The following is a 14,294-nucleotide window of genomic DNA, read 5'->3' on the forward strand; positions in this document are numbered from 1 at the left end:
CTTTTTCCGGCTGTGTGCCTGCTGTTGATCACCTTTTCCCTGAGTTTTGCGGTCCGCGCCGATGTGCGCGTGCTGACCAGCATCAAGCCGCTGCAGCTGATTGCCGCTGCCGTGCAGGACGGCGTCGGCCAGCCGGAGGTGCTGCTGCCGCCGGGCGCATCGCCGCACCATTACGCCCTGCGTCCCTCCGATGTACGCCGGGTGCGCGATGCTGACCTGCTGTATTGGGTTGGCGCGGATCTGGAGAGCTTTCTGCCGCGTGTGCTGGCCGGTCGCGATAAGCCTAGTGTGGCAGTGCAGGATGTTCCGGGTATGTCCTTGCGTCATTTTGGTGATGGCGCTGAGCATCAGGATGACCACGCAGATCATGCGCATGCTGCCGACCAGCATGACCATGCCCACCGTCCCGGCAGCCTGGATGCGCACCTCTGGCTGCTGCCGGCCAATGCCCGGGTGATTGCCGGCAAAATCGCCACCGACCTGGCGCAAGTCGATCCGGCCAATGCCGCGCGTTATCAGGCCAATGCCAAGGCATTCGGCGCGCGTCTGGATGCTCTGGATCAGCGTCTGAAAAGTCGCCTGAACGGCCTGGCTGGCAAGCCCTACTTCGTTTTCCACGAAGCCTACGACTACTTCGAGGCCGCCTATGGCCTTAAGCACGCCGGGGTATTCAGTGTGCTTGGCGAGGTGCAACCCGGCGCCCAGCACGTGGCCGCCATGCGTGAACGCTTGCAGCAGGCTGGGCCGAGTTGCGTCTTCAGCGAGCCGCCGTTTCGCCCGCGCCTGGCGCAAACCCTGACTGCCGGGCTGCCGGTCACCCTGACCGAGCTGGACGCCATGGGCGGCGCTTTGCCAGTAGATGCAAACGGCTACGAAGCCCTGCTGGAGAATATGGCGGGCGAATTGGCCGGGTGTCTTGAGGCGTTGTAGGTTGAGCTGCGCAGCAGCGAAGCCCAACGCCAATGAATTTCTGGAGTTGTTAGGCTTCGCTACGTATTAGCACTTCTTAGAAGGCGAATGGCAGCGCCAGCTCAACCTGTTGACGCTGGGCCAGGCGCCGCTGGAATTCCGCCGGGTCGTGGATCAGCACTTCCTGGCCGGCGAAGGATTCGGCGGCGATCAGGCGCGACAGCCAGAAGCGCACACAGGCGATGCGCAGCATGGCCGGCCACAATTCAGCTTCTGCCGCAGTAAAGGGCCGTAAACCTGCGTAAGCACCGAGCAGCGCCTGCGCGCGTTTGCTGTCCAGGCTGCCGTCATCCCGTGAGCACCAGTCGTTCAAGGCGATCGCCAGGTCATAGAGCATCGGCCCCGAACAGGCGTTGTAGAAGTCGATCACTCCGGCCAGATGGTTGCCGTCGAACAGCACGTTGTCGCGGAACAGGTCGGCATGCAGATTGGCCAGCGGCAAGGCGAGGATGCGTGGCTTGAGCGCGTGGATTTCCGCCAGCGCATCACGCAGCAGCGGCAGTTGTTCAGCGGGCAGCTGTAAGGCCAGGCTCGGTCCTTCGGCCAGCATCCAGTCCAGGCCCCGGTCACTCTTGCGCGGTAGCACCTGTGCACGGGTGGCTAGGTGGATGCGCGCCAGCAGTGCGCCGACTTCCTGGCAGTGATGCGGGTTGGCCTCGTGCACATGCTGGCCGGCCAGGCGTGGCTGCAGCAGCGCCGGCTTCTCCGCCAGGCTGCGCAGCGCCTCACCGCTGTCAGTGCGCAGTGCGTAAGGCACCGGCAGGCCGGCTTCGTGCAGCACGTCGAGCAGTTCGATAAAGAACGGCAGGTCGGCGCTTGGGCCGCGCTCGATCAGGGTCAGAACGAATTCGCCCTGCTCCAGGCTGACGAAGAAATTGCTGTTCTCGCTGCCCGCAGCAATCCCCTGGAAGTCGCGCAAGCGACCCAGGCCATAGGGGGCGAGAAACTCCTCGAGCTCGTGGCGCTCAAGCGGGGTAAACACCGACATTGCAGAACCGCCTTCTTACCAGCTGAAAATTTCCCAGGCCGGAATCAACATATCCGGGCTGTCCGAACGGACGAAGTTGCCATCGCTGCCATCGGCGCGTACCAGAAAGTACGGCTTGCCGCCTTTAGGGATGACCTTGACCGCGTAGAGAAAACCGTTGACCCGGTATTCATGGATGGTGCGGTCGCCGTCCTGGCGAATGGTTACATCCGGGTCGGCCGAAACCGGATCTTCGGCGTGAGCGACCAGGGTGGTGAATGCCAGCAGGCTGGCGAGCAACAGGCGATTGAGTGCGCGCATGATAACCTTGTCCCTTTGATTGCAATGGTGCGGCCATTCTAACAGGCTGTTGAAAAACTACCTGCGTTGGCAATCCTGCGTTAAAAACAGGCTCGGAATGCTCATTTACAACACGTAAACTGCGCGTCCTCGCCTGGTATTGCCGGCCTCGCTTACGTTTTTAAACGGCCTGTTACCGCCGCCCCGCCGAAAAGGTTGATCCTGCTCATGAGCCAAGCCCCTCTCGTTCTGGTTGACGGTTCGTCTTACCTTTACCGTGCCTTTCACGCCCTGCCGCCGCTGACCACCTCCAAGGGCTTGCCCACCGGCGCGGTGAAGGGCGTGCTGAACATGCTCAAGAGCCTGCGCAAGCAGTACCCGAAAAGCCCGTTTGCCGTGGTGTTTGATGCCAAGGGCGGGACCTTTCGCGATGAAATGTTCGCCGAGTACAAGGCCAACCGCCCGTCGATGCCCGATGAGCTGCGCGTCCAGGTCGAGCCGCTGCACGCCAGCGTCAGGGCCATGGGCTACCCGCTGCTGTGCGTCGAGGGCGTCGAGGCCGATGATGTGATCGGCACCCTGGCCCGCCAGTGCGCCGCCGAGGGCCGCGATGTGGTGATCTCTACCGGCGACAAGGACATGGCCCAGCTGGTTTGCCCGCACGTTACGCTGGTCAACACCATGACCGGTAGCGTCTATGACATCGATGGCGTGAAAGCGAAATTCGGTGTCGGTCCTGAGCTGATCATCGATTACCTGGCGCTGATGGGCGACAAGGTCGACAACATTCCCGGCGTGCCGGGCGTGGGTGAAAAGACCGCGCTGGGCTTGCTGGTAGGTGTTGGTGGTGGCCTCGATGTGCTCTACGCCAACCTCGATAAGGTGCCGGAGCTGCCGATCCGCGGTGCCAAGACCCTGCCGGCCAAACTCGCCGAGCACAAGGACATGGCCTACCTGTCCTACGCGCTGGCGACCATCAAGCTGGATGTGCCGCTGAATATCGCCATCGACTCGCTGCACCCGGGCGAGATGGATGTGCCGGCCCTGATGGAGCTGTACGCCGAGCTGGAATTCAAAACCTGGCGCGATGAGTTGCTGCGCAGCAACCCGGCCCCGGCGATCAAAGCCCCAGCCGTAGCGCCTGCCGATGACCTGTTTGCTCTGGCGCCCAGCGCCAGTGCCGCTCCTGTCGTTACGCCGGCCAATTCGGCCGCTGATGCTCCGAGTGTCGAGGCTGAGGTTGCCGAGTTGCCCGCAGCGGCTGCGTTCGATTACCAGTGCATCCTCGAGCAGGCGCAGTTCGACGTCTGGCTGGAGAAATTGCGCAATGCCGAGCTGATCGCCTTCGACACCGAAACCACCGGTCTGGACGCCCAGCAGGCTCAACTGGTCGGCCTGTCCTTTGCGGTCAAGGCTGGCGAAGCGGCGTATATCCCGGTCGCGCATTCTTATATGGGCGTACCGAGTCAGCTCGATCGCGATGCGGTGCTCAAGGCGCTAAGGCCGATCCTCGAAGACCCAAGCAAGGCCAAGGTCGGTCAGCACGCCAAGTACGACATCAATATTCTCGCCAATGCCTCGACACCGATTGCGGTACAGGGTGTGGCCTTCGACACCATGCTCGAATCCTACGTGCTGGATTCCACCGCCACCCGTCATGATATGGACAGCCTGGCGCTCAAGTACCTGGATCACAGCAACATCCGCTTCGAGGACATCGCCGGCAAAGGCGCCAAGCAGCTGACCTTCGACCAGATCGACCTGGCCCAGGCTGCACCCTATGCCGCCGAAGATGCCGATGTGACCCTGCGTCTGCACCAGCACCTGTGGAGCAAACTGTCGGCTGAGCCGAGCCTGGCCAAGGTGCTGCAGGAAATCGAAATGCCGCTGGTGCCGGTGCTGGCGCGCATCGAGCGTCAGGGCGCGCTGGTCGACGCCAACTTGTTGGGGCTGCAAAGCAACGAACTGGGTGAGAAGCTGGTGGCACTGGAGCGCCAGGCGTTCGAGATTGCCGGTGAGGAGTTCAACCTGGCCTCGCCCAAGCAACTGGGTGTGATTCTCTACGAGAAACTGGGTTTGCCGGTGCTTAGCAAGACCGCCAAGGGCCAGGCATCCACCGCCGAAGCGGTGCTGGCCGAACTGGCTGAGCAGGATTTCGAACTGCCCAAGGTGTTGATGCAGTACCGCTCCCTGAGCAAGCTGAAAAGCACCTACACCGACCGTTTACCGGAGCAGATCAACCCGCGCACCGGGCGTATCCACACCAGCTATCACCAGGCGGTGGCGGCGACCGGGCGCTTGTCGTCCACCGACCCGAACCTGCAGAACATCCCGATCCGCACCGCCGAGGGACGGCGGATTCGCCAGGCCTTCGTCGCACCCACGGGTTACAAGCTGCTGGCGGCGGACTATTCGCAGATCGAGCTGCGCATCATGGCTCACCTGGCCAAGGACGAGAGCCTGTTGGACGCTTTCCGCCATGGCCGCGATGTGCACAAGGCCACTGCTGCCGAGGTGTTCGGCGTGCCTTTGGAGGCGGTCACCAGTGATCAGCGCCGCAGCGCCAAGGCGATCAACTTTGGCCTGATCTACGGCATGAGCGCCTTCGGCCTGGCCAAGCAGATCGGCTGCGACCGCAAGCAGGCGCAGGCCTATATCGATGTGTATTTCGCCCGCTATCCCGGCGTACTGGCCTATATGGAGCGCACCCGCGAGCAGGCGTCTGAGCAGGGCTTTGTCGAAACCCTGTTCGGCCGTCGTCTGTACTTGCCGGATATCCATGCGAAGAACCAGGCGCTGCGCAAAGGCGCCGAGCGCACCGCGATCAACGCGCCGATGCAGGGTACGGCTGCGGACATCATCAAGCGTGCGATGGTCACCGTGAACAACTGGCTGAGTGAATCCGGCCTGGATGCCAAGGTCATCCTGCAGGTGCACGACGAACTGGTGCTGGAAGTGCGTGAGGATCTGGTCGAGCAGGTCAGTGAGCAGATCAGGCCGCTGATGGGCAATGCCGCCGCGCTGGATGTACCGCTGCTGGTTGAGGTCGGTGTGGGCGATAACTGGGATGAGGCCCATTGATGTCGGACCGCAGCATCGCTGCAGCGCCCGAGTGACGGGCACTAAAGGCGTATGAGTATCAATACGGGCTTGCTTATAACTAATTAATTACAGCTAGCGTCTGAACTTTGCGTCTGCCTACCTACTCAGAGCTTACGAATGGCCTAGACAACCATTCGATGCTCCTTTGTTGTGTTAAGTGTTGGCAGATTCTGGACCCCGCCCTAGCGGTTCAGATGTTGAACCCCGAAACTTCCCTCCCCCATAAGAAGTTTCGGGGTTTTTTTATGGCTGCCAGCCAGCGAGCGCTTTAATCAGGCGTCGACTTCTTCGTCATCTGGCAGGGCAAACTCGCCCAGTTGCATCCATTGCGCCAGCACTTCCTGAGCCTCTTCGATGCCAATGCGCTTGGGCGCAGAGAACAGCTGGATGCTGACGCGATCCCCCCAGCCCTTGTGAATATCCTGACGCACCTTGAGCAAGGTGTTCTTCGCTGTGCCAAAAGCCAGCTTATCGGCCTTGGTCAACAGGATATGCATGGGCATTTCGCTGGCAACCGACCAATCCAGCATGAGGATATCGAACTCGGTCAGCGGCTTGCGGATGTCCATCATCAGCATCAGCCCACGCAGGCATTCGCGGCTGCCCAGGTAGGCTTCGAGGTGCTTCTGCCAGTGCAGTTTCAACGGGATCGGCACCTTGGCGTAGCCATAACCCGGAAGGTCGACCAGGCGGCGCTCTTCGTCGAGCTTGAAGAAGTTGAGCAGCTGGGTGCGTCCCGGCGTCTTCGAGGTGCGCGCCAGGCTGGCGTGGGTCAGGGTATTCAGGGCGCTGGATTTACCGGCGTTGGAGCGCCCGGCAAAGGCCACTTCATGGCCGAAATCCTCGGGGCACTGGTCAACTTTGGCCGCGCTGATAAGGAAAGTGGCCTGTTGGCACAGGCCGATAATGGGGTTCTTGGCTTGCATCTGGGTATCCGTGAGGGCGAGCGTGGGGTGGCGTTACAGGCGCGATGCCCTTGCGACATTTGCGCGCAGCCTGCCTGTTGCCGCATAGCGCGGCAAGCTGCGTCGTTTCCGTTTCAATGGCGCCAGTATATAATGGCGCAGATTTTGTGTGCGCTTTCTCCCGCTGTTGGATAAGTGTTCACGGGAACGATTTAGATCATCTGCCCCTAGAAAGCAGTACGTTCCCCTCCCTGATGAGGTTGATCTGATGAAAAACTTGCTGATTGCAGCCGGTGTATTGATGCTGTCGCTGAGTGCTCAGGCTGCACAGGACCCAGAAGCCGTTTACGCGCGCTCTTGTGGGGTGTGCCACAACGGGGCGATCCCCACCGCGCCGCTGAAAGGCGACAAGGCTGCCTGGGAACCGCGCCTGGCCAAAGGCACCGATGCACTGGTACAGAGCGTCACCAATGGTTTAGGTGCCATGCCGCCACGTGGCTTGTGCATGGACTGCTCGGCCGAGGATTACCAAGCCGTCATCAAGTTGATGACCGAGTAAGCCCGGCTTATAAACTCTTTCTCTTAGCCGTAAATTGGATTAGCTGATGAACAAAGTACTCGTGAGTCTGCTGTTGACCCTGGGCATCACCGGCCTGGCACATGCCGCAGGCAATGCTGAAGCCGGTCAGGGTAAGGTTGTTGTGTGTGGTGCGTGCCATGCTGCCGATGGTAATAGCGCTGCACCGAACTTCCCGAAACTGGCTGGTCAAGGCGAGCGTTACTTGCTCAAACAGCTGAAGGACATCAAGTCCGGCGCCCGCCCTGTGGTGGAAATGACCGGTTTGCTGGATAACCTCAGCGACCAGGATCTGGAAGATATCTCCGCCTATTTCGCCAGCCAGCAGATGAGCGTTGGCGCAGCCGACCCGAAACTGGTCGAGCGTGGCGGCGAGCTGTTCCGCGGCGGCAAACTGGCTGAAGGCATGCCTGCCTGCACCGGTTGCCATTCGCCGAATGGCGCTGGCCTGGATGCCGCCGGTTACCCGCAACTGGGTGGCCAGCACGCAACCTATATCGCCAAGCAGCTGACTGACTTCCGCGAAGGCAACCGCACCAATGACGGCGACAGCATGATCATGCGTTCGATCGCAGCCAAGCTGAGCAACAAGGACATCGAAGCGGTATCCAGCTTTATTCAGGGTCTGCATTGATCCGCTGACACCGCGACATGTCGTAATGAAATAGGGTGGCTTAGGCCACCCTTTTTCGTTATGGGCACCGCTACAATGCACGGAACCCCAGTTTGCTTCGCGGGTCGAACTTCGGTTCGTCATCACGCACCGTTTATAGCCAAGGAGTAACGCATGCGTAATCTGATTCTCAGTGCCACTCTCGTCACCGCCAGCCTGTTTGGCCTGAGCGCCCACGCCGAGCCAATCGAGGCCGGCAAACACTACGTCGAGCTGAATAACCCGGTTGCGGTTGCCAAGCCAGGCAAGATCGAAGTGGTCGAGCTGTTCTGGTACGGCTGTGGCCATTGCTACAAGTTTGAAGAAACTATCAATCCGTGGATCGACACCCTGCCGGATGATGTCAATTTTGTGCGCATCCCGGCCATGTTTGGCGGCATGTGGAACGTCCACGGCCAGCTGTTTATCACCCTTGAAGCGATGAAAGCCGAGCACAAGGTGCATGCCGCAGTGTTCGACGCCATCCACGTGCAGGGCAAGAAACTCGCCACTCCGGAAGAAATGGCAGACTTCCTGGCCGCCGAAGGCATCGACAAGGACGCCTTCCTCAAGACCTACAATTCCTTCGGCGTGAAGAGCCAGCTGGAAAAGGCCAAGAAACTCGCTATGGCTTACCAGATATCTGGCGTGCCGGTGATGATCGTCAACGGCAAATACCGTTTCGACATCAGCAGTTCGGGCGGTCCGCAGCAAACCCTGCAAGTGGCGGATCACCTGATCGCCAAAGAACGCGCCGCGCAGTAACTGGCGTGCGCGGATAACGCGTAATGCTCAGGCGCTGGCCGGCCAGACGGGCGATTGACCTGTGCGATCCACAGGTCAATCCACGTTGCGCGGCAGCGGACGAATGGCCGCAGAATGGCAGCCTGCGATTGCTCAGTTTCAATATCCAGGTCGGCATCAGTACCCAGCGTTATCACCACTACCTGACACGCAGCTGGCAGCATCTGCTACCGCATGCCGGGCGCAGCGGCAATCTGCAACGGATTGGCGATCTGCTCGGTGATTTCGACCTGGTCGCGTTGCAGGAGGTCGATGGCGGCAGCCTGCGTTCGGGCTACGTCAATCAGGTCGAGCACCTCGCGCACCTCGGGGCTTTCCCTTACTGGTATCAGCAACTCAACCGCAACTTCGGCCGTCTGGCGCAGCACAGCAATGGCGTGCTCAGCCGTTTGCGACCCAGCCTGCTGGAAGATCATCCATTGCCCGGCCCGCCTGGCCGTGGCGCGATGTTGCTGCGCCTGGGCGAAGGGCCGGATGCAGTCGCCGTGGTAATGATGCACCTGTCCCTTGGCGCGCGTACCCGTACGCGCCAGTTGGCTTATATCCGCGAACTGCTGGGTGACTATCGGCACATAGTGCTGATGGGTGACATGAACACCCATGCCAATGACCTGCTGCAGCACTCACCGCTGCGCGATCTTGATCTGGTTGCTCCGCAGATCGAAGCGACCTTCCCCAGCTGGCGGCCGCAGCGCTGCCTTGATCACATTCTGCTTAGTCCTGGCCTACCGCTGGAGCGCTGTGAGGTGTTGTCGCAGCCGATCTCCGATCACTTGCCGGTGGCGGTGCAAATTCGTCTGCCCACTTCACTGTATGGGCCGGCAACGCCTATGCTGATTGAACCCTAAGAACCTGTTTATGATCTGCTGCGCGTCGGCCCTGCTGCGTTAAAAACAGGCTCGGAATGCTCATTTACACCAGTAAACTCCGCTTCCTCGCCTGTTTTTGCCTTGCAGGACTCTAGCTCGCGAGATCGTAAAACAGCTTCTACGTTTGGACTGCAACCATGACCGATGATGCCCAGCGCTGGAAAAGCAAGTATCTGGAAAGCCTGGAAAAGCAAGAGAAGCTCGAACGCAGCTGGGATGCCCGACTCGATCTGCTAAGACGCGGCTTGGTGCGTAGCTCGCTGGCTGCCGAAGGCAGTGACAAGTCGGTCGACCAGTGCATGCAGGAGCTGCGCGGTATTCTGCGCCGCGATGATATCGATAAGGGGCTTTCGGCACTGATTCCGCGTCTGGAAAAGGCTGTGCTTGACTCTGAAAAACACCGTCAGGATCGCGTCGAGCAGAACATTTCCGGTGTGACGAGTCTGACCGATCAACTGCTCGCCCTGGAGCCGCCGCGCGAGGTGCGCAAAGCGCTCAAGCAATTTGCCAAACGCATCGAGGAACGTGCCAGTCAACCGCGCGAACTGCCCGCGCTGCTCAGTGAATTAAGCAATCTGCAGCAGCAGGCCCTGGCCGCGCTTGATTGCGAGGTCAGCCAGGCGCGTCCGGGGTTTCTCCAGCGTCTGTTTGGCAGCAAGGAGGCTGCGCCTGGTAGCCCTGATGACAGCGCGCCGGCGTCAGCCGATATGCTGCCACCCGCAACGTCAGCCCCGGCTGTTATCGCGCAACCTCAAGCCGCAGTACAGGCTGCTGAAGTGGCGGTAAACCCGAACAACGAGGCGCCTGCGCCCGCCGCACCTGCCACGCCAAATCCCGTGTTAGAAGCACAGCCGGTGGTGGCAATCCCGCCCAGCGCAGCAGCGCCAGCAACAGTTGCACCCGCTCAGGGCTCTGGCGATCCGGTCTATGCCCTGCCGGAAATTCCCGAGCCGGGTTATAGCGCCGTCGCCCCGCATATCGGTGACAGCCTGATGGGCCTGCTCGATGAACTGGAGCTGCCGGAGCGCCATCAACCGCAGGGCGAGGCCTTGCGCCAGCGCGTGCAGGGCGGCTTGAACTGGTACGAGCTGGTGGCGGTGCTGGACGATCTGGCGGTGCTGGTGCTGGCCGTGACCGACAGTGGTCAGCGTGAGTTTGCCAGTTACCTGAAGCAGCTCAATGAGCGCCTGGCATCGTTTCTCAGCACCCTCAGTGAGGCCCATGAGGGCTACAGCGAGTCGGTAGAAAGCGCGCGAAGCTTTAATCAGGAGCTGCGTGAGCAGGTCAGCGGTTTGCAGGCCAGCGTGCAGGATGCGGTTGATCTGCCGACCCTCAAGCAATCACTGGAAGCGCGCCTGGATGGCTTGCTCAGCACCGTCAGTGAGCATCAGAAGCATCGCGACGGTCATGAGGACGAAGTGGCGCAACGCCTGCAAAGCCTGACTCAGAAGGTCGCGGATATGGAGCAGGAAGCGCAGAGCTTCCGCGATCACCTCGAAGAGCAGCGGCAGAAAGCTCTGATCGATCCGCTTACCGGCCTACCTAATCGGGCCGGCTGGAGCGAGCGCCTGGAGCTGGAGATGGCGCGCTGGAAACGCTATGGCGGTGAGTTGCTGCTGGCGGTGCTGGATATTGATCACTTCAAACGGATCAATGATGGTTACGGCCACCTGGCTGGCGACAAGGTGTTGAAGATCATTGCCGGCGAGCTGGCCAAGCGTCTGCGCAAAACCGATTTCATTGCCCGTTTCGGCGGCGAAGAGTTTGTTCTGCTGATACCTTCGACACCCATGGAAGGTGGGCAACAGCTGCTGCAAACCTTGCTCGAGGGCGTCGAGCAGTGTCCGTTCCACTTTCGTGGTGAGCGCGTGACCATCACCCTGTCTGCGGGCTTGACCGCTTTTACCGGTGAGGAAGGCAGCGACCAGGTGTTCGAGCGGGCCGATCAAGCGCTGTATCGGGCCAAGAGCGGCGGACGCAACCGGGTTGAGCTGAGTTAATTCGGCTCAGGCCACTGCGTGCAGGTAGGGCTTCCAGCTTTCCGGAATGCTGTCCAGCTGCGGGTAGCCGAGGCTGCGCAGGTGTCCGCCGGCGAGCAGGAAGGGCGTATGCCGCAGCGCCTGCGGCACATCGCGCAGCTCGGGTAGCCAGAGGCTGACGTACTGCGCCTCGGGATCATATTCACGGGCCTGGCGTAGGGCATTGAACACCCGGTTGTGCCGTGGATCGTTGCCCACGCCAGCCAGGTAAGCCCAGTTGCCCCAGTTGCTGGCCGGGTCGTAATCGATCAGGTGTTCCTCGAACCAGGCCGCACCGTGGCGCCAGTCTTGTTGCAGGTCATTGATCAGGTAGCTGGCAACCACCTGCCTGCCGCGGTTGGACATAAATCCGGTGGCAGCCAGTTCGCGCATATTGGCATCCACCAGTGGCATGCCAGTGCGCCCGCGTGACCAATCCTGAAAGCGTTGATCCAGTTGCTGCGGCGCGCGTTCGGTGGCCTTCAGGCCGCCGGCTTTGAACAGTGCGCTGCCGTGGCGAAGCAGGGTCCAGCGGAAGAAATCACGCCAGAGCATTTCCACCCACAGCCACTGGGTCGAGTCGTTGCGTTTGTACTGTGCCTCGTGACGGCGCAGCTCGGCCACCACGCGGCGTGCAGACAGGCTGCCGTTGGCCAGCCAGGGCGAGAATTTCGATGAATACTCGCTGCCGATCATGCCGTTGCGGGTTTCCTTGTACTGCCGTACGCCCTGGGTTTTCCAAAGGTAGTCACGCAGCCGGCCTAGCGCAGCGGGTTCGCCACCGGAGAACGGGAAGGCACTGGCCGGCACACTGAGCGGTTCGCCCAGGCCCAGTTGTGACAGTGTCGGCAACGGTTGCAGCAGCGCCAGCGCGCCATCCGGCAGCACTGGTAGACGATCCGGGGCATGGCGTGGCTGGAACACCTGCAGGCGCTCTTCCACCAGGCTTCGAAAGCGGCTGAATACCTGCGGCAGTTGCTCGATGCTGAACGGCAGTTCATCCGCGCGCAGCAGGTTGTTGGCTGGCGCCTGTTGCAGGGGAATGTCACCGAGGCGCCGAGCGACACGGGCCACCTGCGCGCGTTCGTCGGGAGCGATTTCTTCCAGGGTCAGCACCTGGTTCAGGTTGAACTGAGCAACCAGCTGAGCAATGGCCTGTTCCGCCGAACCGATCACCACCAGCAGGTGTGAGCCGCGCTGGCGCAATTCGCCTTCCAGCGCCAACAGGCTTTCCAGCAGAAAGCGCGCGCGGTGTACGCCCATGCGGCGCATGCCGAATTCGTTGAGCTGCAGCAGTGCAGGGTCCAGTACATACACCGGCAGCAGACATTCTGCCGTCAGGCCAGCCTGCAGGGCGGGGTGGTCATCAAGGCGTAAATCCTGTTTGAACCACAGCAATGCGCGCATGGTGTTGATCTCTTGGTTGATACGATAGCTGTACAAAATCTCCATATTTGTACAGCTATTAGTCTAGCAGCGCCAATCCGCTCTTGCTTAGGCAATAGACCAGCGTGGTTGTTCTGCCGGATCAAAGGCGTTTTCTACTGCCAGAGGCACTAAACTCTGCCGATCTGTTGAGGAGTAGCTATGGATATTTTCGGCATCGCCGCGTTGATCTTTCTGGTCACCGACCCCTTCGGCAATATCGCCATCTTTATCGCCGCACTGAAGAACGTGCCGGCCAAGCGTCGCCTGTGGGTTGCCGCGCGTGAGCTGTTGTTTGCTCTGGCACTGTTGCTGCTGTTCCTTACCTTTGGTGACAAAGTGCTCAGCGCCCTGGGCCTGTCGCGGGAGGCAACTGCGATTGCCGGCGGTATCATCCTGTTCGTGATCGCCATGCGCCTGATCTTCCCCGGCCCGCAAGGGGTGTTGGGTGATGTGCCGGATGGCGAGCCGATGCTGGTGCCATTGGCCACCCCGGCGGTGGCTGGGCCTTCCGCTCTGGCAGTGTTGATGACCTTGCGCAATACCCACGACGGGCCGCTCTGGGAGCTCTACGCCGCCGTGCTGCTGGCCTGGGCGGCGACCGCATTTATTCTGTTGCAGGCCTCGTTGCTGCAGCGTTTTCTCGGACCTCGCGGGTTGACCGCAGTAGAGCGGCTGATGGGCATGCTGTTGATCATGCTCAGCGTCGATATGCTGCTGGATAACCTGCAAAGCGTGTTGCATATCAGCCCATGAGAGTTCTTTGCCTCAGTTTTCTACTTCTAGCGCTGGCCGGTTGCAGCAGCGGTTTACACATCGACGACAGCCATACCGCCACTGGACAGAACAGCCGCGTGCAGTACATCGTGCTGCACTACACCTCCACCGACATGGCGCGCTCGCTGCAGCTGCTGACCGAGACCGACGTCAGCAGTCATTACCTTATCGGCGAAGCCCCGCCGACCATCTACCGCCTGGTCGATGAAAACCGCCGCGCCTGGCATGCCGGCGACAGCCAGTGGCAGGGGCGTACCTGGCTAAATGGCACCACGATTGGCATCGAGCTAGTCAATCAGGGTTTCTATGACGGGCCCAATGGTCGCTACTGGCAGCCCTTTGCCCCGGCGCAGATCGATGCACTGATTGTGCTGCTCAAAGACATCATGCAGCGCCACCAGTTGCCACCTGGCAGCATCCTGGCGCACAGCGATGTCGCGCCGCAGCGCAAGGTCGACCCCGGCCCGCTGTTCCCCTGGAAACGTCTGGCCGATGCCGGCCTGATGCCTTGGCCAGATGCCGGTGCCGTGGCACGTCAGCAGGCGCTGTTCAGTGCCAGTCTGCCAAGCGTGCAGTGGTTTCAGGAGCAGCTGGCACGCCAGGGTTATGCCGTGCCCAGCCATGGCGAATTGGACCAGGCCACGCGTAACGTGATCGCCGCCCTGCAGATGAAATACCGCCCGGCCCGCTATGACGGCGAGCCGGACGCCGAAACGGCGGCGCTATTGGTGGTGCTGGCCGGAATGGCTACGCAGTACTAAGTCGCGCTTTTCGGTTCTAGTGATTGTTAACCGCCGAAGCAGAGTCTGCCTCGGCGGTTCTTTATGTCTACATGTTTGCTTTTAGACTGTGCGTCCATGATTCGTTTTGGCGACGCTCTTTTGATCTGAAATGTATACAAAGTTGTAGCCAAGACACTTTTCGTTTGT

The 14,294-nt window shown here is 60.7% G+C and carries 13 protein-coding genes; 9 read left to right on the plus strand and 4 right to left on the minus strand.

The window, feature by feature from the left end:
• Window positions 1-12: 12 nt before the first annotated feature.
• Window positions 13-930, plus strand: coding sequence for a zinc ABC transporter substrate-binding protein ZnuA (gene znuA, locus BLW24_RS08130; protein WP_420875035.1), 918 nt, complete (start codon window positions 13-15; stop codon window positions 928-930).
• A 76-nt stretch (window positions 931-1,006) separates the two neighbouring features.
• On the opposite strand, the gene BLW24_RS08135 is transcribed toward znuA, so the two are convergent.
• Together BLW24_RS08135 and BLW24_RS08140 are read right to left on the minus strand one after the other, a co-directional pair.
• Complete coding sequence (locus BLW24_RS08135) at window positions 1,007-1,957, minus strand: homoserine kinase (RefSeq protein WP_090378988.1); 951 nt, start codon at window positions 1,955-1,957, stop codon at window positions 1,007-1,009.
• A 15-nt stretch (window positions 1,958-1,972) separates the two neighbouring features.
• On the minus strand, window positions 1,973-2,257 hold the full coding sequence (locus BLW24_RS08140; RefSeq protein ID WP_090254419.1) for a DUF2782 domain-containing protein: 285 nt from the start codon (window positions 2,255-2,257) through the stop codon (window positions 1,973-1,975).
• Window positions 2,258-2,464: 207 nt separating this feature from the next.
• Between BLW24_RS08140 and polA the strand changes: the two genes are divergently transcribed.
• Entirely contained in the window at window positions 2,465-5,317 is a 2,853-nt protein-coding gene (gene polA, locus BLW24_RS08145) for a DNA polymerase I (RefSeq protein WP_090378990.1), read from the plus strand.
• A gap of 293 nt (window positions 5,318-5,610) precedes the next feature.
• On the opposite strand, the gene yihA is transcribed toward polA, so the two are convergent.
• Window positions 5,611-6,264, minus strand: a complete 654-nt coding sequence (gene yihA, locus BLW24_RS08150; RefSeq protein ID WP_090378993.1) for a ribosome biogenesis GTP-binding protein YihA/YsxC — start codon at window positions 6,262-6,264, stop codon at window positions 5,611-5,613.
• 247 nt (window positions 6,265-6,511) lie between these two features.
• Between yihA and BLW24_RS08155 the strand changes: the two genes are divergently transcribed.
• From BLW24_RS08155 to BLW24_RS08175, 5 genes are all read left to right on the plus strand, one after another.
• Window positions 6,512-6,802 carry a c-type cytochrome gene (locus BLW24_RS08155; RefSeq protein WP_090378996.1) on the plus strand — a complete coding sequence of 97 codons (291 nt, stop codon included), beginning with the start codon at window positions 6,512-6,514 and terminating at the stop codon, window positions 6,800-6,802.
• 46 nt (window positions 6,803-6,848) lie between these two features.
• On the plus strand, window positions 6,849-7,454 hold the full coding sequence (locus tag BLW24_RS08160) for a c-type cytochrome (protein ID WP_090378999.1): 606 nt from the start codon (window positions 6,849-6,851) through the stop codon (window positions 7,452-7,454).
• A 153-nt stretch (window positions 7,455-7,607) separates the two neighbouring features.
• The gene (locus BLW24_RS08165) at window positions 7,608-8,237 is read left to right on the plus strand and encodes a thiol:disulfide interchange protein DsbA/DsbL (protein ID WP_090379001.1); all 630 of its coding nucleotides are present in this window, start codon (window positions 7,608-7,610) and stop codon (window positions 8,235-8,237) included.
• A 23-nt stretch (window positions 8,238-8,260) separates the two neighbouring features.
• On the plus strand, window positions 8,261-9,124 hold the full coding sequence (locus BLW24_RS08170; RefSeq protein ID WP_090379004.1) for an endonuclease/exonuclease/phosphatase family protein: 864 nt from the start codon (window positions 8,261-8,263) through the stop codon (window positions 9,122-9,124).
• Window positions 9,125-9,282: 158 nt separating this feature from the next.
• Window positions 9,283-11,145 carry a GGDEF domain-containing protein gene (locus BLW24_RS08175; protein ID WP_090379007.1) on the plus strand — a complete coding sequence of 621 codons (1,863 nt, stop codon included), beginning with the start codon at window positions 9,283-9,285 and terminating at the stop codon, window positions 11,143-11,145.
• Window positions 11,146-11,151: 6 nt separating this feature from the next.
• On the opposite strand, the gene BLW24_RS08180 is transcribed toward BLW24_RS08175, so the two are convergent.
• The gene (locus BLW24_RS08180) at window positions 11,152-12,606 is read right to left on the minus strand and encodes a DASH family cryptochrome (RefSeq protein ID WP_244161113.1); all 1,455 of its coding nucleotides are present in this window, start codon (window positions 12,604-12,606) and stop codon (window positions 11,152-11,154) included.
• A gap of 144 nt (window positions 12,607-12,750) precedes the next feature.
• On the opposite strand from BLW24_RS08180, the gene BLW24_RS08185 reads away from it, so the two are divergent.
• Together BLW24_RS08185 and BLW24_RS08190 are read left to right on the plus strand one after the other, a co-directional pair.
• A complete protein-coding gene (locus BLW24_RS08185; RefSeq protein WP_090379012.1) occupies window positions 12,751-13,344 on the plus strand; it encodes a MarC family protein in 594 nt (197 codons plus the stop codon).
• Complete coding sequence (locus BLW24_RS08190) at window positions 13,341-14,126, plus strand: N-acetylmuramoyl-L-alanine amidase (protein ID WP_090379015.1); 786 nt, start codon at window positions 13,341-13,343, stop codon at window positions 14,124-14,126. The genes BLW24_RS08185 and BLW24_RS08190 overlap by 4 nt, the downstream gene beginning before the upstream one ends.
• Window positions 14,127-14,294 lie beyond the last annotated feature (168 nt).

The organism is Pseudomonas anguilliseptica, from assembly GCF_900105355.1.
GTDB classification, from domain to species: Bacteria; Pseudomonadota; Gammaproteobacteria; order Pseudomonadales; family Pseudomonadaceae; genus Aquipseudomonas; species Aquipseudomonas anguilliseptica.

Bases quoted from the DNA above. Each gene is read 5' to 3' on its own strand.
- BLW24_RS08135 (WP_090378988.1), bottom strand. From the start codon at position 1,957: ATGTCGGTGTTTACCCCGCTTGAGCGCCACGAGCTCGAGGAGTTTCTC.
- BLW24_RS08140 (WP_090254419.1), bottom strand. From the start codon at position 2,257: ATGCGCGCACTCAATCGCCTGTTGCTCGCCAGCCTGCTGGCATTCACC.
- polA (WP_090378990.1), top strand. From the start codon at position 2,465: ATGAGCCAAGCCCCTCTCGTTCTGGTTGACGGTTCGTCTTACCTTTAC.
- yihA (WP_090378993.1), bottom strand. From the start codon at position 6,264: ATGCAAGCCAAGAACCCCATTATCGGCCTGTGCCAACAGGCCACTTTC.
- BLW24_RS08155 (WP_090378996.1), top strand. From the start codon at position 6,512: ATGAAAAACTTGCTGATTGCAGCCGGTGTATTGATGCTGTCGCTGAGT.
- BLW24_RS08160 (WP_090378999.1), top strand. From the start codon at position 6,849: ATGAACAAAGTACTCGTGAGTCTGCTGTTGACCCTGGGCATCACCGGC.
- BLW24_RS08165 (WP_090379001.1), top strand. From the start codon at position 7,608: ATGCGTAATCTGATTCTCAGTGCCACTCTCGTCACCGCCAGCCTGTTT.
- BLW24_RS08170 (WP_090379004.1), top strand. From the start codon at position 8,261: ATGCTCAGGCGCTGGCCGGCCAGACGGGCGATTGACCTGTGCGATCCA.
- BLW24_RS08175 (WP_090379007.1), top strand. From the start codon at position 9,283: ATGACCGATGATGCCCAGCGCTGGAAAAGCAAGTATCTGGAAAGCCTG.
- BLW24_RS08185 (WP_090379012.1), top strand. From the start codon at position 12,751: ATGGATATTTTCGGCATCGCCGCGTTGATCTTTCTGGTCACCGACCCC.
- BLW24_RS08190 (WP_090379015.1), top strand. From the start codon at position 13,341: ATGAGAGTTCTTTGCCTCAGTTTTCTACTTCTAGCGCTGGCCGGTTGC.